Here is a 21,206-nt window from a genome sequence, read left to right as displayed (position 1 = left end):
TTTGAAACATTATAATTCAATTAACACCGAAGAACATAAGCTTTTGGCGTAAATGATTAATTTTACTCAAAATCTGAAATTTACAATGGCAAACAATATTCCAATTTCCATATTAGAATTAGCAATAATCACCCAAGGCAGCAATGCTGGCGAAACATTGCAAAAAACGAAAGAAATTGCCCAACTTGCCGACAGTTTGGGTTATAACCGATTTTGGTTGGCCGAACATCATAATATGGCTCATGTTGCTAGTACTGCAACAGTGGTTCTGATTGGTTATATTGTTAGTCAAACTCAAAATATCCGAGTAGGTTCTGGCGGAATCATGTTGCCGAATCATTCGCCCCTTATTATTGCGGAACAATTTGGAACCTTGGAAATCCTTTATCCCAATCGAATTGATTTAGGCTTAGGAAGAGCGCCTGGAACCGACTCGCTAACGGCACAAGCCATACGTAAAGACTTCTATGAACAGTCACAACAATTTCCACAAAATGTGTCTGCTCTTCAGGACTATTTTTCTGTCGAGAATGCTACTGCAAAAGTGCGTGCCTTTCCGGCAGAAGGAACAAAAGTTCCCATCTGGATTTTAGGTTCGAGTATGGACAGCGCTGCTTTGGCTGCTTCCAAAGGTTTGCCCTATGCCTTTGCCGGACATTTTGCACCCAAGCAGATGTTACAGGCATTTGAATTTTATCGTGATAATTTTCAACCTTCAGAATTTTTAGAACAACCCAAAACTATGGCATGCGTAAATGTAATAGCGGCCGACACTAATAAAGAAGCTGAAATACTTTCCACAAGTTTGTTCCAAATGTTTCTAAATTTAATTCGAAACGACAGAAAACCATTACAACCACCCGTGGATTCTTTGGAAGGTCTTATGAGCGAAGAAGAACGTTTTCATGTAAATCAAATGACAGCTGGTTCGTTTGTAGGAAACAAAGAAAAATTATCAATCGAATTGAAAAAATTTATCGATTATACCAAAATAGATGAGTTGATGATTACCAGTCCAATTTTTAATCATCAGGATAAACTCAAAAGTTTAAGAATTATAAAACATATGATAGACGCCATGAAATAGGATAATTGGCTTATTCCATTTTGAGGAAAGGTAGAAGGAACAACTGATTGAGAAGATTCCTGGTTGATTGTGTTTTAACATAGAATCTGCTTTCGGTCATTATGCTTGCAGATGACAGCGGGAGTTCAATCCAAAAAAAACGGAAACAACTTTTAAAAGTCATTTCCGAATTTACACTCAACCCCCAAAGATTCAGCATTTTATCTATAAGAAAAAGAAATTAAGCCCTGGTATACACCATAATTACACCATTAGCATCTTTTAACTTTAATTCTGTAAGCGTAAGGTTAACAATGTCCTGAACTTTAGTTACACCATCTCTAACAGTTGTTAAATCGTTATGAGACCTGGAATAAACTCCCGTGTTAGTATCCAATGCACATGGACTAGTACTTGAATCATAATCTCCATCTGTCAGCGTATTATCAAGCTTTAGGTCCAGATAATCTTTTTCGCAGCCGTCTTCATTTTGTGGGGGATCAACCAAAAATTCTTGTCCACTAACTGTGGTACCTACTTTGGTAATATTCCATTTTCCGGCTAAAGGAGCTAGGGTTTCTCCTCCATTATCATCATTACTACAAGAAGTTGTAAATAATCCGATGCTTAATACTAAGGCGAGTAATATACTTCGATTTTTCATTTTGATATATTTAAGATTGTTAGATGCGAAATTAGGGGTAATGCTCTAGGGAGGTCTTACATAATTATTGATTTTATTTACATAATTATTTATTATTTAGTGTAGATTGGGTCTTTTGTGCACTAGAAATCTTAAAAGTAATAGAACTGTTACAACAAGGTAATCCTTGTAAATAAGAGGCTTTCGCAATTTAATTTTACTATATCTGATGTAATGTAAAAGATGATTTTGGTATATTTTTAAGTGTTTATAATAATTACAATAAATCACTAAAAACTTCATAGACCCCTTAAAACACAAGTGAATTCATTACTTTACAAATGAGTTAATTATTTTACATACTTTTGTATAGATGTTTAAGAAATCGTTAGTCATATCATTTCTTTTTTTGGCTTGCTTCCTCCAACTAGGGCACAGCCTGTTTCCGCATACCCATATTAAAGAACATAATCATAACGGAAAACATCACCATCATCACGAAGAGCATTCTGATGAAAATAGCTTATTCTTTTTATTCTCTCATTTTAATCATACTTCTGATGCTTTTTCAAACAGTCATATAGAAGATATTGTTAAAATCGTCAAAGCAGTTTCTAATCAAATAGTTGTTTTAGAAAACAATTTGTCTTATTCGAAAGCGATAGGTTTTTATAATAAAAAAGAATTAGTGAGGAATAAAGAACCACTAATTTTTATTTCTCCTCATTTACACTCCTTACAGTTTCGAGGGCCTCCCACACTATTTAGCTAAACTATTCAATCTTTGAATTACAGGACGTTTATTGCCTTATTTGGGCTATAAGTTATTTTCATATATACTAATTTAAAAACAAAATCAATGAAAAAATTATTGCTTTCGCTGGCAGTTGCAGGCATGCTAATTACTGCTTGTAACGATAAAAAATCCGAAGAACACGGACATGACCACAATGATGGAGCACACCAGCACGCAGATTGCGAAGCTCATGCAAACCACGAAAATCATACTGTTACTCAGGAAGAATTTACCGTTGGACAAGATAGTGCCGCTACAAAAGAAACACACGACCACCAGCATGAGGATGGTGAACAACACCAACATTAATATTTTTGATGCCTATAATTGTTAAAAAATTATAGGCATCAAATTAACATTTGCGTTATATGAAAATAATTACGAAATCGTCAGTTAGCCTTTTAGGCTTATGTCAAAAAATACTGCTACTTGGTTTATTCGCTATAGGATTTACAAGTTGCAACAATAAAGAGGAAACAAAAGAAGGTGCTTCGCTTGAACCATTAGCTTACACACTATATACAGAAAATTCAGAATTATTTGTTGAATTTAAGCCCCTGATAGTTGGTGAAACTTCAAAATTTGCTGCGCATTTTACTGTGTTGGGCGAAAATTTTAAAGCATTAACCGATGCTAAAATAACGGTTAGCTTAATTATAGCTGATAAAGGCATCAAACAGTCTGTTGATGCACCAAGTTCTCCTGGAATATTCCGTTTGGCTTTAAACCCAAAAACGGCTGGCACAGGAACTTTAGTATTTGATATTCAAACCAAAAACTTTACTAATAAAATCACGATTGAAAATGTAATAGTTTATCCGGATGAAAAAACGGCTTTGGCAAAACAGCCTGAGCACGCTGAAAGCGGTGATATTTCGTATTTGAAAGAACAAGCCTGGAAAGTAGAATTTGCAAACCAAGCGATAAAAAAGCAGACTTTCAATGATGTTATCAAAACAAGTGGGCAAATCCTTTCTGCTCCAGGGGATGAAATAATTGTTACTGCAAAAGCAAGCGGTGTAGTTGTATTTTCAGGCAAAAATACTATTGTGGGTTCTGCCGTAAATGCAGGAAATTCCCTCTTTACTATTACAGGTGGCGATATGACTGAAAGCAATATAGATGCTTCAGTTAAAGACGCTAAAGCCAATTATTTAAAAGCTAAAGCAGATTATGAGCGTTCCAAATTATTGGTCACTGATAAAATAGTTTCAGAAAAAGACCATCAACAAGTAAAATTACAATTTGATAACGCGAGAAATGCCTATAACACTGTTTCTAAAAATTATAGTTCTAAAGGTCAAAACGTGTTATCTCCAATGTCAGGGTTTGTTAAAAATGTATTGGTAACCGAAGGACAATTTGTACCCTCCGGAACACCATTAGCAACCATTTCAAAAAACAAGAAATTGCTTGTGCAAGCCAATGTATCTCAAAACTATTTTAGCAGATTATCAAGCATTACCTCTGCTAATTTTAAAACGCCCCAAAATGAGGTTGTTTATAATACTGCTGCCTTGAACGGAAGAATTGTTTCCTATGGAAAAAGTGCTTCTGCTTCCACTCCTTTTATCCCTGTCACTTTTGAAATTGATAATGCTGGTCAATTGGTTTCGGGATCGATAATTGAAATTTATCTTAAATCTTCTGCTATTGCTGATGCTTTGGTAGTTCCTGTTTCTGCCCTAATTGAAGAACAAGGTATTTTCTATGTGTATGTGCAAACCGGTGGCGAAAGTTTCCAAAAAAGAGAAGTGAAATTAGGTGCCAGCGATGGCTTGAATGTACAAGTTATTGAAGGTATTTCAGAAAATGAAAGAGTGGTTACCAAAGGTGGTTATCAAATCAAATTATCTAGTGCATCGGGTGCATTGCCTGCTCATGGACACGAACATTAATAGCTGACTTATGCTAAATAAAATAATTAAATTTTCACTGCAAAATCGATTTTTTGTAGTGATAGCATCGGTTTTATTACTGATTTTCGGAAGTGTTGTCGCTTCCAAAATGGAAGTTGATGTGTTCCCCGATTTGACTGCTCCTACTGTTGTTGTACTTACTGAAGCTCACGGAATGGCACCTGAAGAAGTAGAAAAATTGGTTACATTTCCTATCGAAACTTCTGTAAATGGGGCAACCAATGTAAGACGCGTCCGTTCTTCTTCCTCCGCAGGTATTTCTATTGTGTGGGTTGAATTTGAATGGGAAACTGATATTTACAAAGCACGACAAATTGTAAATGAGAAAATTACCGCTGTAGCAGAAAAATTACCGCAAGGTGTTGGAAATCCAACAATGGGCCCACAATCATCTATTATGGGAGAAATTATGTTGGTTAGTGTAACAGCGGATAAGACTTCTCAAATTGATTTGCGAACCATTGCCGATTGGACTATCAGACCCAGATTATTAGCCACCGGTGGTGTATCTCAAGTTGTTGTCATTGGCGGAGAATACAAGCAATATCAAATATTAGCTTCTCCACAAAAGATGAATTATTACAATGTTTCACTCAATGAATTATTAAAAGCTAGTGAAGAGGCCAATGGTAATTCGTCTGGTGGTTTTATGAATGAGTATAATAACGAATATATCGTTAAAGGTATTGGCAGGACTAATGAAATTGAAGCTTTAGGCAAATCTATAATTAAAATGCAGCAAGGAAACCCCATCAAAATAGAAGATGTTGCCGAAATAAAAATTGGCGCTTCTTTAAAAATTGGTGATGGCTCTTTGAATGGGAAACCTGCTGTAATTATGACAGTAATGAAGCAGCCTTCAACCAATACTTTGGAACTTACTGAAACTATTGATGCTTCGATTGCTGATATTCAGAAGAACTTGCCTAAAGATGTTCATATTAATACTAAAATTTTCCGTCAGGCCGATTTTATAAACGCTTCCATCAGTAATATTCAGAAAACTTTATTGGAAGGAACCGCTTTTGTAATTATCATTTTGTTTTTATTCCTGATGAATTGGAGAGCTACATTTATATCCTTATTGGCAATACCTATTTCATTAATTGTTGCAATACTTACTTTAAAATGGCTAGGTTTTACTATCAATACCATGAGTTTAGGAGGTATGGCTATTGCTATTGGTGATTTGGTGGATGATGCCATTATTGATGTGGAAAATGTTTTTAAACGACTTAAAGAAAATGCACTCAAACCCGAAGCGGAGCAAAAAGACAAACTAACCGTTATTTTTGATGGTTCGTTTGAAATCAGAAGTTCGGTTATTAACGCCACCTTTATTATTATAGTTGCCTTTTTGCCCTTATTCTTTTTATCAGGAATGGAAGGTAAATTATTAGCTCCGCTTGGCATCGCTTTTATTGTAGCTTTGTTTGCTTCTTTAATCGTTTCTATTACACTTACGCCTGTATTAGCAAGTTACTTATTGACTAACGACAAAATGCTTTTAAAACAGCATAAAGAAAGTTGGTTGGTGGAACGCCTGCAAAAAGTGTATTCCGATGCTTTGAATAGAGCCATGGAAATGAAAAAAACAGTACTTGTAATTGCAGGGGGATTATTTTTGGTTTCCTTGTTAGTAATGAGCCAATTGGGAAGAAGTTTTTTACCGGAATTTAACGAAGGTTCGTTAGTAATTAGTGCAGTCAGTTTACCCGGAATATCATTAGAGGAAAGTAACAAAATAGGCACACAAGTAGAAAAAGCATTACTAGCTGTACCCGAAATTAAAATTACAACCCGTAGAACAGGAAGAGCTGAACTTGATGAACACGCACAAGGTGTAAATGCTGCTGAAATTGATGCTCCTTTCACTTTAGACGAAAGAAATCGGGAAGAATTTATGGCAGATGTCAGGGAAAAACTGGCAGGGGTTTCAGGAGCCAATATTACTATTGGTCAACCGATAGGTCACCGAATAGACCATATGTTATCGGGAACAAGAGCCAATATTGCCATCAAAATTTTTGGCAACGACCTGAATAAACTGTTTATGCTTTCCAATGAAATCAAAAATGAAATCCAGAATGTAGAAGGATTGGTAGATTTAAGCGTCGAACAACAAGTCGAAATTCCGCAAGTTCAAATAAAAGCCAAACGGGATGTTTTGAACCAATATGGAATTACTATTGGTCAGTTTAATGAATTTGTTGATGTGGCTTTTGCGGGTGAAAAAGTATCAGAAATTTACGAAGGCAACAAGACCTTTGATTTGGTACTTCGTTATGATGATGCCAACAAAGGTAAAATCGAGAACATTAAAAACGCTATGATTGATACACATGATGGTAAAAAAATACCATTGTACTATGTGGCAGATATCGTCAGCACTTCTGGACCAAATACGATCAATCGTGAAAATGTACAACGTAAAACAGTGGTTTCTGCCAATGTATCGGGTCGTGACCAAAAAAGTGTGGTAGCTGATATTCAAAAAATAATCGCTGATAAAGTAAAATTGCCCGAAGAATATCATATTGAATATGGCGGGCAATTTGAAGCTGAAGCAGAAGCCTCCAAAACACTGGTTTTAACTTCACTTATTTCATTATTGGTTATATTCCTAATTCTGTATCAGGAATTCAAAAAGGTCAAAACTGCTTCTATCATTTTGTTAAATCTACCATTAGCTTTGATTGGTGGTGTATTTAGCATTTATTTCACCAGTGGCATTTTAAGTATTCCGGCCATTATTGGTTTTATTACGCTTTTTGGAGTAGCTACCCGAAATGGAATCTTATTGGTTTCACATTATGAAACTTTAGAACAAGAAGGATTATCGCTTTACGAAACAGTTATTCAGGGTTCAAAAGACCGATTAAGTCCTATTTTAATGACGGCTTTAACAGCAGGATTGGCTTTAATTCCATTAGCAATAGCAAGTGATTTGCCAGGGAACGAAATTCAAAGTCCAATGGCTAAAGTTATTTTAGGAGGTCTGTTGACTTCCACATTATTGAACATTTTTATTGTTCCAATAGTATATTATTTATCTAATCGAAAAAAAGCAGCAAATGAAAAATAAGTTATTGATTTGTCTTGCCATTATAACTTTCAGTAATGCTACTGGGCAATCCAACATGGATAAAGTACTTGCTGAAATTGGCAAAAACAATAAAACCATACAGTCGAATAAGCAGTATTGGAATGCACAGAAGATACAATACAATACAGGTAATTCTTTATATAATCCAACGGTTGAGTACGATTATTTAAAAGGAAGTCCTGCCAATGCCGGAAACCAAACAGATATTGTTGTGACGCAATCTTTTGATTTCCCGACTGTTTACGGAAAGAAAAATCAATTGGCCCAGCAACAGATTCTGCAAGCTGATTTATACCTTCAAGCTGCTAATCAAGAACTGCTTTTGGAAGCCAAAAAGATTTGTATTGAATTGGTTTACAGAAACAAATTACAAATTCCATTGGCTAAAAGAAAAGAGGCTACCGAGAAATGGCTGGGTCATTTTAAAAAGAAACTGGAATCTGGTGACGGAACCATTTTGGAAGTCAACAAAGCCGAAATACAATTATTGGAAATCAAGAAGCAGTTTTTAGAAAATGCTTCTTTTATTGTGAAACTCAATGAACAACTTACAAGTTTAAACGGTGGAACTGCTATAGCTTTTAATGATGTTACTTATTTTGATGTGCCTGTTATTCCAAATTTTGAAACATTAGAAAAAGAAATTGAAGCGCAAGATTACATCAGAAAAACATTAGAGCAGGAAAAAGTGATTGCTCAAAAACAAATAGATGTCAGCAAAGCATTAACCTTACCAAAAATGGAAATAGGCTATCATTATCAGGGTATTTTAGGACAAACTTATAATGGGATTCACACCGGTATCACTTTGCCGCTATGGGAAAGTAAAAACACGGTAAAGCTTCAAAACGCTAAAATGAATTTTGCTGAAACAGCTTTAACTGATCATACTAATGAACATTATTATGAAATAAAACAGCTTTATGGTCACTATGAAAGTCTAAAAGGTATTATGGAAGACTACCGAAAAATAAATAATTCGGTTGAACCAATTAAACTTTTGGATAAAGCATTGTCAGCAGGTCAAATTTCGGTATTGGAGTATTTTGTGGAATTGAACTATTATAATGCTGCTTTTAATTCTTATCTGGAAATAGAAAAGGAGTATTTTGATGTTGTAGCAACTCTGTTGAAGTATAAATTATAGTCTATTAATTCTGTGAAAGCATCCATTATTTCAAAACGATTTAATGGGTGTTTTTTTTAGTATTTAAGAGTTTTGAAATAATGAACTTTCTTAGATGTAATCATAAGCTCATGTATATCTCATCTAATTCGTCCTGTCTTACAATAAATATCTTTCCGATGGCTGTAGATAAATGGTTAAAAAGTTCACTAAAATACAACAATGCTTTATGCGTCTAATTATTGTTTGACCATATTTGTTGCCCAAATGTTTTTCTAAGTGAACAGGGACTTTCTCCATTGTTATTAATCTTTTCAGATTGAATGCAAAAAAAATCTATAACAGCCTTATTTTTGGCTTAGTAACCTTTTTCCGGATTAATAAGAAAGTCTGGTCGTGAGATCAGGCTTTCTTTATTTTAACGTCCCCGCAGCTTTGCTCGTTGGGATTAAATACAGATTTATCTTTCGGATTATCACTTTTAATTCAAACACAAGACCAACTTCAAATTTAGCTGAAAACCCAAATCCGAAAAAACCGATGTTGCGCGTTCGTCTTGTTTGTATTTTTCATGTTGGATTATTTTTTTCTACTGCTTCTATAGTTCTTTTCGCAGCAGTCAATCTTATTTGGGTATTTTTTTCTACTAGTTTATTTGTTATCCAATGCTCTAATTTGTGATGTAATGGAATTAAAAGCGCTGCAACAAATACCATCAGGCATAACATCAGTATTGGTGAGTGATGTACAAATTCACCCAAGTATGGATGTAGCAACAAATTGATAAATTCAAATACAATTAATAAAGACAGAATTCCTAAAAAACGGATAATCGACTCATTCACTAATATCGAATGACTCAGTAACAGAAATACAATGATGAAAAGAATTAACGTGGCAGCAATAGCAGAATACTGCAGATTATGCGACCGTTCTTCCTTAAGTTTGACTTCATTTTCAGCGTTTTCTATTTTTTGCAGGCGTTCATCAAATACAAGATTCTGAATAGCGGATTCCTCTTTGTTGCTTTGAATGGTATCTTTGATTACCATAGCAAGTCTTAAATATTTGAGAGTGCTATCCGATTCTTTTAACCGGGTATAATTGTCAGACAGAATTACAGCAGCTTTTTGTGCCTGATGCAGAAATTTATTTTCTGCCAGCATAAGCGCCTTTTTACCATATACAATGCTAGAATCTGTTTGGTGCTCTTTGAGATAAAGTTCTGCCAACGAAACATAATTAAAGCATAACCATCGCGGCTTATCATACTCATTGGCACTTTTCACACCCATGCGGTAATATTCCAAGGCAAGCGGAATATTATTTAACTTATATTGTAAATCTCCCAGACGATTATAGGTAATGGATATACCTTCGTTTTTTGATTTTATATGTTGTTGATAGACCCTTTGCAGGAAATCCATGGCTAAATCGGTTTTGCCAGTCTCCAAATAACATATTCCCAACGTAGATATAATAGGATCGCATGGAATACTTTTATCGGCATCACAAATGTCTTTGGCAAGCAAAAGATTTGTAACAGCGCTTTTGTAAGCACCTTGTCTTCTGTAAATATTGCCTATAATATTGTAAGCCATAACCTGGCCTCTTTTATTCTTTAGTTTTTGAGCTAATTTTAGTGCTTCTAAGGAAGTCTTCAATCCTCTTGAGTAATTGCCAATAACAAATAATGAGAAAGCTAAACTATTCAGACTGCCCATTTCAGCTTCTTTATGGTGATTTTTTTTGGAGAGTAACAAAGCTTCTTCTGCAAAATGGACTGACTTTATCGGATCATGGTCGGTATAGGCGATAGAAATTTTTACCAACAGCGCTAATTTACCAGTATCTGAATTTGCTTGAGAAAGACTTTGTTCAAGATTTTTTATTTTTAGGGATTGTCCGGAAACTGTTCCCATGAAAATAAAGAATAACAGGCTTAGAATATTTCTCATAGGGATTACATTTTATTTTTTTTGACAACTTTTCTACAAGTTGTTGCTTTTAGGTTATCAAATTTGTCCTTGCTCGTATATAATGAGGCACAACTTGCATATATCGCCAAATATATACAAGTTTTTTTAGTTTTTATATTTGGATGATGGTAATTTATTTAATAGCTGTAGTGAAACAATCAGACTGTTTTTCCTGTTTTTCTTTTTCATTAGCTGTTGATGGATACTTTTGAGAATGTGAAAAGAACGCTTTGTGTTTAGCTTTTTTACCCAAAATGAATGTTACGGTTTTTTAAATCTGGTAACATTGTATATAGGAACAGTTTGGATTCTTTTACCTCAATTTAAGTGTCTCCAATCTTGCACTGAAGCTCATTTAGTGGTATCCAAGAGTTATTTGAGGGGTCTGAAAGTGCAGTCAAAACCCATATTTTAGAATAATTGAAAATTAATGTGCAGCTTCCGCTTCAACGGCATCGACATCAATATGCTGTTTTTTGAGAATCCCTTTGACGGCAAATCCATAAAACGCGAGGTATGCGAAACAAATCACTGGAATAAAATACGATTCATGAATACCTATGATATCTGAAATCTTGCCTTGTAGCGGTGGTATGATTCCTCCGCCAAGAATCATCATGATAAGGAAAGACGAACCCTGAGAAGTGTATTTTCCCAGTCCTGTGATAGCAAGCGCAAAAATCGCCGGCCACATGATGCTGCAAAATAATCCTCCGCTCATGAAGGCGTAAATGGCTATAGTCCCTGTAGTAAACAAGCCAATCGTCATGGCAATCATTCCCATCAATCCGAAAATCATCAGGGTACGCGCGGGTTTATCCTGACCAAGGAAGAAGCCTCCAATTTGGAAAGCAACGACGGCAGCATATGCATATAATGGCGTAACGTCCTGTCCCGATATATGATTTACAAATAAAACAACCCCAAAGGCGATGTAAGGGACAACAATCAGTAATATTTTGCGGATTGAGTTTGAGGGATTGAAAACAGTGATGGCACCAGCCCATCGCCCAATCATCAGACTTCCCCAATACATCGAAATAAAAGGCGCTAAGGCAGCGCCGGTAATATTTCCGAAAGAGGGTGTTTGTAATAATTCTCCGAAATTACTCTGGATAGTTACTTCGACACCGACGTAGGTGAAAATTCCCAACATGCCCAATACCAATTGAGGATACTTCATCGCGCCCCAGCCTTCGGGATTTTTCTTTGCCGCAACATTAGAAAACAGCAAGCCGAAAACGATGACCAAAAGCGATAAAAACGCTAAGCTTAATCCTAAATAATCTTTTTCATTACTTTCGACAAAACGCCTGATGAATTCCGTGTCCTCGTATCGTGAAAAGATATAAGCAAAAATAATTACCAGAATTATCGTAATTGCTGAAAGTGCTTTTATGGCTTTATTAGCAGGTTCAAAGGTAGCATCGCTTTTTCCCGAAGGCAGTTTCTTCGAAAAATAAAACAAGGCTGCCGACAAAAGGAACAATCCACCGACAAACATATAAAGGATTTCCATTTTATCCAGTGAGTTGGCTTTTCGGGCAAACTCCTCAAGATTGGCGCCGGCAATTACGCCGAATAAAGCAATGGAAACCACGATTGGTCCGATGGTGGTTCCCAATGAGTTGATTCCTCCCGCAAGATTCAATCTGCTCGAGGCCGTTTGCGGATTGCCGAGAGAGGCGGCAAAAGGTTGGGCGGAGGTTTGCTGCAATGAAAACCCAAGCGCAACTACAAATAAAGCGCCTAATATCATCAGATAACTTCCCTGAGTAACCGCTAAAATCATAAAAGCGGCACCAAAAGTACTTATCACCAATCCGTTAATAATTCCTTTTTTAAAACCCCAGGCGTTGAGTATGTCTTTTTTTGCATAGCTGCTTAATATGAACAACAGCAACGCTCCTATATAATAAGCACCATAAAATGCAAAGTCTATCAGTTGGCTTTGAAACTGGTCAAGCCCGAATTTGATTTTGCAGAATGGAATAAAGACTCCATTCGACGCCCCTATGAATCCCCAGAAAAAGAATACGGTGATTAAAGTATAAAGCGCAGAATTATTGGTCGACGTTGTGCTTGCGGTACTGTCTGCGGTTTCAGCTTCAAATGAGGTTTGGTCCATATGTTTAATAGTTTAGTTTTTCTGAGGATGGTTTTTCTTCTTTTAATTTGAGTATTGGAAATCGGCTTCGATTGTCTGCGCAGAATTTGTTCCAATAAAGACTTTGAAATCCCCGGCTTCCGCTTCCCATTTTTGATTGGCAGTAAAAAATTCAATTGTTTTCTTATCAATGGTAAAAGAAACTTTTTTACTCTCTCCGGGTTGCAGTTCGATCATTTCAAATCCCTTGAGTTCCTTGACCGGTCGTGTGATGCTTCCCACTAAATCCCGGATGTACATTTGCACAACCTCTTTTCCTGTAACTTTTCCTGAGTTTTTGACCATAACCGAAACCTGTATTTGATCCTCTTTGGAAAAGGATTTTTTGCTCAGCTGCAAATTTGAATAATCAAATTTTGAATAGCTAAGACCATAACCGAAAGGATATAAGGGTGTGTTCTTCTGATCTCCGTAATGCGACCAAAAAACGCTTTCGGGTTCATTCATTGTTGGTCGGCCGGTGTTTTTATAATTGTAATAAATTGGCACTTGCCCAACGTTTCTTGGGAAAGTCATCGGCAGTTTTCCGCTTGGATTGTAATCTCCATAAAGTACCTGTGCTATCGCATTGCCGCTTTGGGTGCCCAAATGCCAGGCTTCAACGATGGCAGGGATATTTTCATCTGCCCACGGAATAGCCAGCGGCCGTCCATTGTTCAGCACAAGGACGATGTTTTTATTTACTTTGAAAACAGCTTCCAGCAATTCCTGCTGAACTCCGGGCAAATCCAAATTGGTTCTGCTACGGCCTTCACCAGTCTGCAAACCATGTTCTCCTAAAACCATGACAACCACATCGGCAAGTTTTGCCGCGGCAATTGCCTGTTCAAAACCGCTTTTATCGGTAGTATTGATTTTTGTCTCAAACATGAATTCTGTTCTTCCGATATTCACGTCGGCACCTTTTGTATAAGTCAGCTGGTTTTGTGGGTATTTTTGCAGGCCTTCGAGAACAGAAACTGCCGTATTGTCGTCGGCGCCAATTCTCCAGCTCCCCAACGGACTTGTTTTGTCATTTGCCAATGCTCCTATAAGCGCAATTTTCTGGCCTGACTTTTTTAATGGAAGCAGACTATTGTCATTCTTTAATAGAACGATAGATTTTTTGGCCATATCCAAAACTCCTTGGTGGAATTCCTCTTTGCCTACGGTTTCTTTTTCATGTTTTTCATCGCAGTATTTATACGGATTTTCAAATAGGCCAAGTTCAAACTTCACCTTCAGGATTCTTTTTACCGCATCGTCGATCAGCGCTTCTTTGACCTTTCCTTCTTTGACCAAAGCCGCAAGATGGTCCAGATATACATAGGATTCCATATCCATATCAGAACCTGCGTTCATCGCTATTTCTGCGGCATTTTTCTCGTCTTTGGCATATCCGTGATTCACCATTTCCTTCATTGATCCCCAGTCAGAAACGACAATGCCTTTAAACTGCCAGTCACCTTTTAGGATTTTTCTTTGCAAATAGCTGCTTCCTGTGGCTGGAATTCCATTTAGTTCATTGAATGAATTCATAAAGGTCCTCACACCCGCATCCACTGAGGCTTTGAACGGAGGAAAAATTACGTTCTGCAAGGTTTCTTCCGACACATCTACTGTGCTGTATTCTTTTCCTGACTCGGCGAAAGCATAACCTGCAAAATGTTTGGCGCAAGCCAATATCTTTTTGTTTGAATTGAAATTCTCTCCTTGAAAACCCTGGATTCTGGCAACGGCAATTTTGCTCCCAAGATAGGAGTCTTCGCCCGCGCCTTCCATGACTCTTCCCCAGCGCGCATCTCTGGACACGTCAACCATCGGTGCAAAAGTCCAGTTAATACCAACCGCTGACGCTTCCTCTGCGGCTATCGATGCCGAATTTTTTATCGCTTCTAAATCCCAGCTCGCGGCTTCTGCAAGTGGAATCGGACTGATTGTTTTGTATCCGTGAATCACATCGAAACCAAACAACAGCGGAATGTGTAGCCGCGTCTGTTCTACAGCAATTTTCTGCAAGGCACGAACGTCTTTCACGCCTTTTACATTAAGCATCGAGCCAACCAATCCCTTTTTTAAGTCTTCATATTTCTTGGCTGCCTGCCCATCCTTTGGAGCAGGTCCTGTTATTTCCCAAAAACCATTGTATTGATTGAGCTGCCCGATTTTTTCATCGAGGGTCATTAACTGTAAAAGCGAATCTACTTTCCTGTCAATAACAATTGTTTCCGATTTGGAAGTCACAATGCGGTTTGAGGTACTGCAACCGATAAAAATCAGAACGGTTGCAATTGAGAGGGTGGATAAATTAAATATTTTCATTCGATGAATTTGAACGGTTTAAAAAATAAAGGAGGATTGCTGTGCCTTCCAGTGGCCGACATGGGCCGGAGATTTGTTTATAAATACTAAGCCCTATTTTTTTATGATTTTTAGATTTTGGATGCCGTGTGAATTTTCAACTCTCAAAAAGTAGATTCCCGATTTATAAGAACTCATGTCTAAATTATGCGAAGAGGTAACTACAGATTTTAGCTGCATTCGCCCCAATATATCGGTCAAAAATATTTTGTTTTGATGGTCTGACAATTGCAAATGCAATACGTCTTCAACAGGATTGGGAAACGAAAATTGCTTCAGTTCTGAAGGAGTTGTTGTGCCCAATGCGCAATTGCTGCCAACTACATAAGAAATATATTTAGTAACTGATAACCCGCCTGCATAGGCAAATTTAACCGCATAGTTGATGGTTGAACCGGCTGTTTGACCGCTGATGGTTTTGGTAAATGTATTTCCTGAAACATTTGTCATTTGTGATTCAATGAAAGGACTTTGTTTCCACAAATAAGCAACAAGGCCCACTTTGTCTGTATCGAGCAATTCAAAAGTGATTTTAACATCTGTTCCAATGGTCTGGAAAGTGTAATTATAACCCGTCGAGAAGCTGCCCTGCTGTGCCTCAGAAGAATTGCCTCCACACTGAACCAGTTCACCAGTGGTGGCGTTGAGCACGATTGGGCTATTAGCAGCAGTGTTTCCCGCCAAATCATTTGCCGAAACCGTGAAAGTATAATTGGTATTTGGAGACAATCCTGAAATAACAACTGATTTTTGAACTCCTGACATACCCGATGAGGTATTGTTCAGCGCGCCATAAGCAACATTATATTCAAGCATTCCTGAGTTGTCCGTAGCATTTAACAACAACTGTACTGAAGAACCTGTAACTGCTCCAACGGCAGCGGTAAAATTAGCCGGTGCCTGAGTATCGACCGTAGTATTTTGATATACTCTCACGTAATCAATAAGCATCGCGTTCTGGGTGAAAGTTGGGGATATATTGCCCGCAATACCTCCCATCGCAATATTTAATAATAGGTATTGTTCTTTGTCAAAGGGCCAGGTACTGTCATTCTTAACTGCAGGATTATAGGTGTAATACACCACATTATCAAGTAAAAACGATATTTGGAACGGTGACCAGTTCATCGAATAGACATGATAGTTATTCGCTAAATCAGAAGCAATTGTACCTCCACTGTTTACTGAGTTTCCATAAGAAGAAGGCGTGTGTAAAGTACTCTGAATGTAGTTGATGGATTGTGACGGAAAAATACCGTGCTCCATAATATCGGTTTCCCCGCAGGCAGGCCAGTTTGTAGTTCCGTAAGCTGCCGAAAAGTAGGCTCCGGGTTCATTTACGTTTTTACCCAGCATCCATATTGCAGGCCAGGTGCCGGATTCCAAAGGCAGTTTTGCCCTTATATCTACACGTCCGTATTTGAATGCAAATTTTGAATTTAGGCGTGCTGAGGTATACGCTTTTGTTATTCCCTGATCGGTATATATTTCTTTTTTCGCAACTATATTCAGGAGCCCTGCGTCAACAAAAGAGTTGGTTTGTGAATCCGTGTAATGCTGCACTTCGCCATTAAACCAACTTCCGCCTACAGGCAGTTGGGTTTGATGAAACCAGTTTGTAGCGTTTACCGGGCCGTTGACCGAAAATTCATCTGACCAAACCAAATCACTGTAAACAACATCTACTTGTGCGAGACAACATTGCGTAAGAAAAAAGGAAACGAGAATTCGAAATGCAGTATTTTTTTGCATGATATTTTTTTTTGATTTCAATAGAAGCTGCCTGTAAATATGAAAATAACAATAAGCAGATTTAATTGATATTCAACTAATTGTAAACCCGTACATAATCAATCGTCATTTTTTGTGGGAATGGAGTGAGTTGGCTAGGGGCTCCAACAAAATTTCCGCCTACGGCAACATTTAACAGTAAATAAAACGGATGATCATAAACCCATTCGCCTTTTGCTTCCACTTCAGATTTTTCAAATCTTTTGAATAAGTAGTCATCAACATAAAAATCAATCTTGTTTTCATCCCATTCTACTGCAAAAACATGAAATTGATTGTCATACCTGCTGTTAATCAAAGTATTTGTGCCTGAAATGGCGTTTGCACCTGAAAATCCCGGACCATGAAGGGTGCTCAGTGATACGTTTGGCGCCTGTCCTCTTAATTCCATTATGTCAATTTCGCCGCACTGAGGCCAAGACACTTCATCGCTATCATTGCCCAACATCCAGAAAGCCGGCCATAATCCTTGTCCATATGGTGTTTTAAGACGTGCTTCAAATCGTCCGTATCTTTGCTCCATAAGTCCTTTTGTCTTGATTCTTGCAGAAGTATAAGAAGCGCCCTGATAACTTTCTTTGATAGCGGTAATAACTAAATTACCTTCCCCGTCCATCGAAATATTCTGAGGTCGGCTGGTGTAATATTCCAGCTCATTATTTCCCCAGCCATTATTTCCCGTCCCTATATCGTAAGCCCATTTGGTTGCGTCAGGCAAATCACCGGCAGCACCATTAAATTCATCGCTCCACGACAACTGATAGTCAGGTTTGTCAATGTTTTGCGAACTATCTGCGTTGCAACCTGCAGCCCCTACTAAAATAATCGCTGCGATATATTTACCTATATGTTTGATTTTTAAATTGCTCATACTTTTTTATTAATTATTTTTACTCAAATGGAATCATCGACAACCCTCAAGGTCTAATTGTGGTATAAGAAGATATTGTCAGCATAAAAATTCGGAAGGTTTGTGCCTGAGAAAATTATTTGTGCCAGGTGGTTTTTGTTCGTCATTCCCGTAAAACTTGATAAAGGAATATCCAGGCTAATCCAGTTCTGTGAAACCAGAGTCGGACTAGTATAAGTAATGATATTACTGCTAGTATTGTCTGAGCCGCCTGAACTTCCATCCGCTCCAAAGTCAACCAGCTGAATTTTAAAATTTGCTCCCGCTGCCAGAGTACCAGGAATAAAAATATCAAAATGTATGTGCGTCATCCCCGAAGCATTAATCGTCGGCTGGGCAAACTGTATCCCCACGAAATTAAAATTGTTGTAGTTCAGCACAGCATCTCCGTTCACATTGAAATCGGCGGATGTAGTGGTTTGATAGGGCTGCCAGTATCCGTTATAATATTCCACGGGAACATTTGTATAAGCATTGCTAAACACCGAAATCACATTGGCTGCAGGTTTGGTTGGTACAGGTGCCGCCGCAAAACTGCCCAATGATTGTATCGTAATCGAGCCATTCGCATTAATGCCGGCCAAGGTAGCCGTGATAACAGCAGTACCAGCTCCAACGGTAGTAATCACGCCCTGCGCATCGACCGTTGCTACAGCTGTATTGGAAGATGAAAAATTAAAGAAAAGAGGCGATGCGTTCACGGATTGATTGTATCCATTCGGCATATTAAATACTGCTGCCATGCCCGTTACAGTTGTAGAAACCCCATTGAATGAAGTTACTGTCGTATTCAGTCCATTATTGATTTCCGCCTGCTGTTGTGCAATGGTTCCCAGATTTTCAAACTTAACTTCGTCTATCCAAAATGTATAGCCGTTTCCGTTTGAGTCTGGTCCCGCGGCGATGTTGAACAGTCCTTTTTCAATCCTTAATTTTGAAGCATCTGGTATAGGAATAATATATTTTTTCCAAACCGTGCTCAACTGCAAATTACTTAAAGAAACCGGATATTTATTTTGGTCTAAATCTATTCCAAAACCGACCTCGCCTATGATGGCGCTCTGAGAAGATTTAGCCCAAAAGGTTAAGGCATTGTAACCGCTAAGGTCCCTGCCAACCGCTGTAAAGAAAGCGCCTCCGGCATAAGCGCCTGCGGGATCATTTACATTTGGCACATCAAAACGCATAGAAGCGCTTGTATTATTGTAGGCTACATCTTTATCGACCTGAAAAGAAGTAACCACCGTACCGCTAAAAGCCGCATAGATTAAACCTGAACTAAAGGTGTCGATAAAAACATCAGGGTTTGTTGAATAACTGGCTTGCTCTAAATCATTTGGGTCATTCTCACACCCTGAAAGCAACATAACAACCAACCCTAACGAAAGCAGTTTTGCAAAGCGTATATTAAAATTTGTTTTCATAATTGTTTTATTAATTGCCAATATTGATATTAATGTAGGTTCTGATCTCCCATTCCGTTCCATTAGAGAAACCAATGGCAGTTGGGTCAGGCACCAGGTTTCCGTTGACATCTAAAATTTGAACAGGGTTGTATCGCGGTGAATATCTGTCAAGCGAACGCCATGTCCCGCGAATTCCGATGCGTGTATTTGGAAGAATAAACCAGTCTGGTTTGCCAATTTCAGTTGATAGATCAGCCATTAACTGGACTGGGTAGGTAAGGTTAAAATCACGGTGATAATCGTAAGGTCCCCAATCATTAACTTTTACAAATGAGTTCAGTTTGATTTTTCTGTAAATCATACGCAAATCCACACCATAACGATTTATAATTCGCGCATCGCTGCCATTGGCTTGGGCTTCTCCGCCATAAAGACTGGCAATTATGCCAAAATCGCGATTGATTTTTGAAACGATTCGTACTTTCGATTCCCAAAGATCTGCTGCAGGGGCTGCTCCCGGAAAAGCGAAAGTAGTTCTTCCGTCAGGCAAGATACCAATTGCAGCATCTTGTGTCGTTGGCAAATGTCTGAAAACAACACCCGCACTTACAGCAAATCCGGCGTCTTCTGAACGGTCATTGTCCCAGTCATACATCCATGTTCCGGGTGTAGGATCAAAAGTCAATAACAATTCACCGGCAACTTGCTGTCTGTTTGCTCTTACAACAAAGGGGTCATCAAGAATATTTCTAGGTCTTCCCGGTGCAGGAGCATCAGAAGTCACAGGCCCTTCGAGAGGTTTTTGCCACAAGAAATTAGGAGAAAACTGAAGTTTGCCAACAGTATAATTTATACCACTTAAGAAATTGTATTGATTTCCGCTACCGCTGTCCTTTAAAGTCCAGCCGGTAAAAGTCTGCGTATTATCGGCTCCACCGTTTGCCACTAATCCCATTGCTGCAGATTGCGCATACCAGTTAAATTTTCCACTGCTGTAGGTTATCTTTACTTTTCCTCCCCAATTGTCTTTTGATTCAATCTGGTTTTGAAATATTTGATAATTCCCGGGCTCGCCTCTTTCCACCTGATAAGTCCTTCCATTTAGGGGTTGTCCGGCCCAGATTCCACCTATGTCAAAACCAAACTTACCAATCTTTCTGTTGATGTCAAGTGTCAATCTGCGGGTTTTTGGTTGCGGTATCGCAAAAGAACTCACCGTTGTACTTTGTTTGTCAATATCTTCATGAAAAATACCGGTAACATTAAAGTTGTTTATCTTCTTAGAATATTTAAGCAATAATGCCGGATTGGCTCCCCACCACAATTGTGGCCCAAAAGCCAGTTTAAGGCCGGCGAACTGTTTTTTACCTTCCATTTCAAAACCGGATGGCGCAGCGCCATTATAAATATCTATATTCGGCCCATAATTTGCTTCCTGATACAATCCGAAGAAATCTCCTTCATAGCCCCAATGGTAGTGCCCTGTGCGGTAAAAACCATTCAGGTTAAAGAACTTTTGGTTCCAACTGTAACTCGCTCTGTAAACCTGCACCCGGTTGTTCGATTGTAAAGTAACATCGCCATTATCGCTTGTGACAACCACAGGACGGCCACGGTTTTCATAAAATATTTCATCGATAGGATTTTGAGCTACATTTCCTAAAACATTGAATTCTACATTTACTTTTATGTTAGCGGTCGGATTGCCCTCAACTCCTATATAATAAGATTCCATGTGGTCAAAACCAAGTTTGTTTGGAAATTTCGTGTTGTTTGCAGGCGCTGTTTTAGGAGTGGTTATTAAACTTCCTCCTGTATTGAAAGTTGTGAAATCCGCTTCCAGTCTGCTGAACCTGATTTTATCTGTTTTCTTGGCACCCAAGGCTGCCTTATCTCCTCTTGCCTTTAAAGTGGCATCGATTAGCTGGATATTATCAAAGGCATTATCTATTGATGC

Annotated in this window: 13 protein-coding genes and 1 pseudogene; 6 read left to right on the top strand and 8 right to left on the bottom strand. The window is 38.1% G+C overall.

The annotated features are described in order from the left end of the window. Nucleotides 1–85 precede the first annotated feature (85 nt). Nucleotides 86–1,087: an LLM class flavin-dependent oxidoreductase gene (locus VI621_RS01220; RefSeq protein WP_324216569.1), complete on the top strand. Its 1,002-nt coding sequence runs from the start codon at nucleotides 86–88 to the stop codon at nucleotides 1,085–1,087. A gap of 220 nt (nucleotides 1,088–1,307) precedes the next feature. Here VI621_RS01220 and VI621_RS01215 read toward each other — a convergent pair whose 3' ends face one another. Continuing rightward, on the bottom strand, nucleotides 1,308–1,730 hold the full coding sequence (locus VI621_RS01215; protein ID WP_324216568.1) for a lipocalin family protein: 423 nt from the start codon (nucleotides 1,728–1,730) through the stop codon (nucleotides 1,308–1,310). Nucleotides 1,731–2,118: 388 nt separating this feature from the next. On the opposite strand from VI621_RS01215, the gene VI621_RS01210 reads away from it, so the two are divergent. The 5 genes from VI621_RS01210 to VI621_RS01190 all read left to right on the top strand — a co-directional run bounded on the left by VI621_RS01210 (nucleotide 2,119) and on the right by VI621_RS01190 (nucleotide 8,677). After that, entirely contained in the window at nucleotides 2,119–2,481 is a 363-nt protein-coding gene (locus VI621_RS01210) for a hypothetical protein (protein ID WP_324216567.1), read from the top strand. Between the two features lie 99 nt (nucleotides 2,482–2,580). Then, complete coding sequence (locus VI621_RS01205) at nucleotides 2,581–2,814, top strand: hypothetical protein (protein ID WP_324216566.1); 234 nt, start codon at nucleotides 2,581–2,583, stop codon at nucleotides 2,812–2,814. 59 nt (nucleotides 2,815–2,873) lie between these two features. Next, complete coding sequence (locus VI621_RS01200) at nucleotides 2,874–4,403, top strand: efflux RND transporter periplasmic adaptor subunit (protein WP_324216565.1); 1,530 nt, start codon at nucleotides 2,874–2,876, stop codon at nucleotides 4,401–4,403. A 10-nt stretch (nucleotides 4,404–4,413) separates the two neighbouring features. After that, entirely contained in the window at nucleotides 4,414–7,509 is a 3,096-nt protein-coding gene (locus VI621_RS01195; protein WP_324216564.1) for an efflux RND transporter permease subunit, read from the top strand. Beyond that, nucleotides 7,499–8,677, top strand: coding sequence for a TolC family protein (locus tag VI621_RS01190; protein WP_324216563.1), 1,179 nt, complete (start codon nucleotides 7,499–7,501; stop codon nucleotides 8,675–8,677). The genes VI621_RS01195 and VI621_RS01190 overlap by 11 nt, the downstream gene beginning before the upstream one ends. A 548-nt stretch (nucleotides 8,678–9,225) precedes the next feature. On the opposite strand, the gene VI621_RS01185 is transcribed toward VI621_RS01190, so the two are convergent. From VI621_RS01185 to VI621_RS01155, 7 genes and pseudogenes are all read right to left on the bottom strand, one after another. Beyond that, complete coding sequence (locus VI621_RS01185) at nucleotides 9,226–10,614, bottom strand: tetratricopeptide repeat protein (RefSeq protein ID WP_324216562.1); 1,389 nt, start codon at nucleotides 10,612–10,614, stop codon at nucleotides 9,226–9,228. Between the two features lie 448 nt (nucleotides 10,615–11,062). Continuing rightward, nucleotides 11,063–12,763: an MFS transporter gene (locus tag VI621_RS01180; RefSeq protein ID WP_324216561.1), complete on the bottom strand. Its 1,701-nt coding sequence runs from the start codon at nucleotides 12,761–12,763 to the stop codon at nucleotides 11,063–11,065. A gap of 42 nt (nucleotides 12,764–12,805) precedes the next feature. Beyond that, nucleotides 12,806–15,103, bottom strand: a complete 2,298-nt coding sequence (gene bglX, locus VI621_RS01175) for a beta-glucosidase BglX (RefSeq protein WP_324216560.1) — start codon at nucleotides 15,101–15,103, stop codon at nucleotides 12,806–12,808. A 93-nt stretch (nucleotides 15,104–15,196) separates the two neighbouring features. Next, nucleotides 15,197–16,894, bottom strand: coding sequence for a family 16 glycosylhydrolase (locus VI621_RS01170; RefSeq protein WP_324216559.1), 1,698 nt, complete (start codon nucleotides 16,892–16,894; stop codon nucleotides 15,197–15,199). 76 nt (nucleotides 16,895–16,970) lie between these two features. After that, a complete protein-coding gene (locus VI621_RS01165; RefSeq protein WP_324216558.1) occupies nucleotides 16,971–17,804 on the bottom strand; it encodes a glycoside hydrolase family 16 protein in 834 nt (277 codons plus the stop codon). A 53-nt stretch (nucleotides 17,805–17,857) separates the two neighbouring features. After that, on the bottom strand, nucleotides 17,858–19,267 hold the full coding sequence (locus tag VI621_RS01160) for a glycosyl hydrolase family 16 (protein WP_324216557.1): 1,410 nt from the start codon (nucleotides 19,265–19,267) through the stop codon (nucleotides 17,858–17,860). 10 nt (nucleotides 19,268–19,277) lie between these two features. Next, nucleotides 19,278–21,206 (bottom strand): annotated as a pseudogene (locus tag VI621_RS01155) (glycosidase); the annotation flags it as partial.

It is taken from the genome of Flavobacterium sp., assembly GCF_035292545.1.
In the GTDB taxonomy this organism is placed as follows: domain Bacteria; phylum Bacteroidota; class Bacteroidia; order Flavobacteriales; family Flavobacteriaceae; genus Flavobacterium.
The sequence above is the reverse complement of the archived record's forward strand: the minus strand, read 5'-3'. Positions and strand labels throughout refer to the sequence as shown.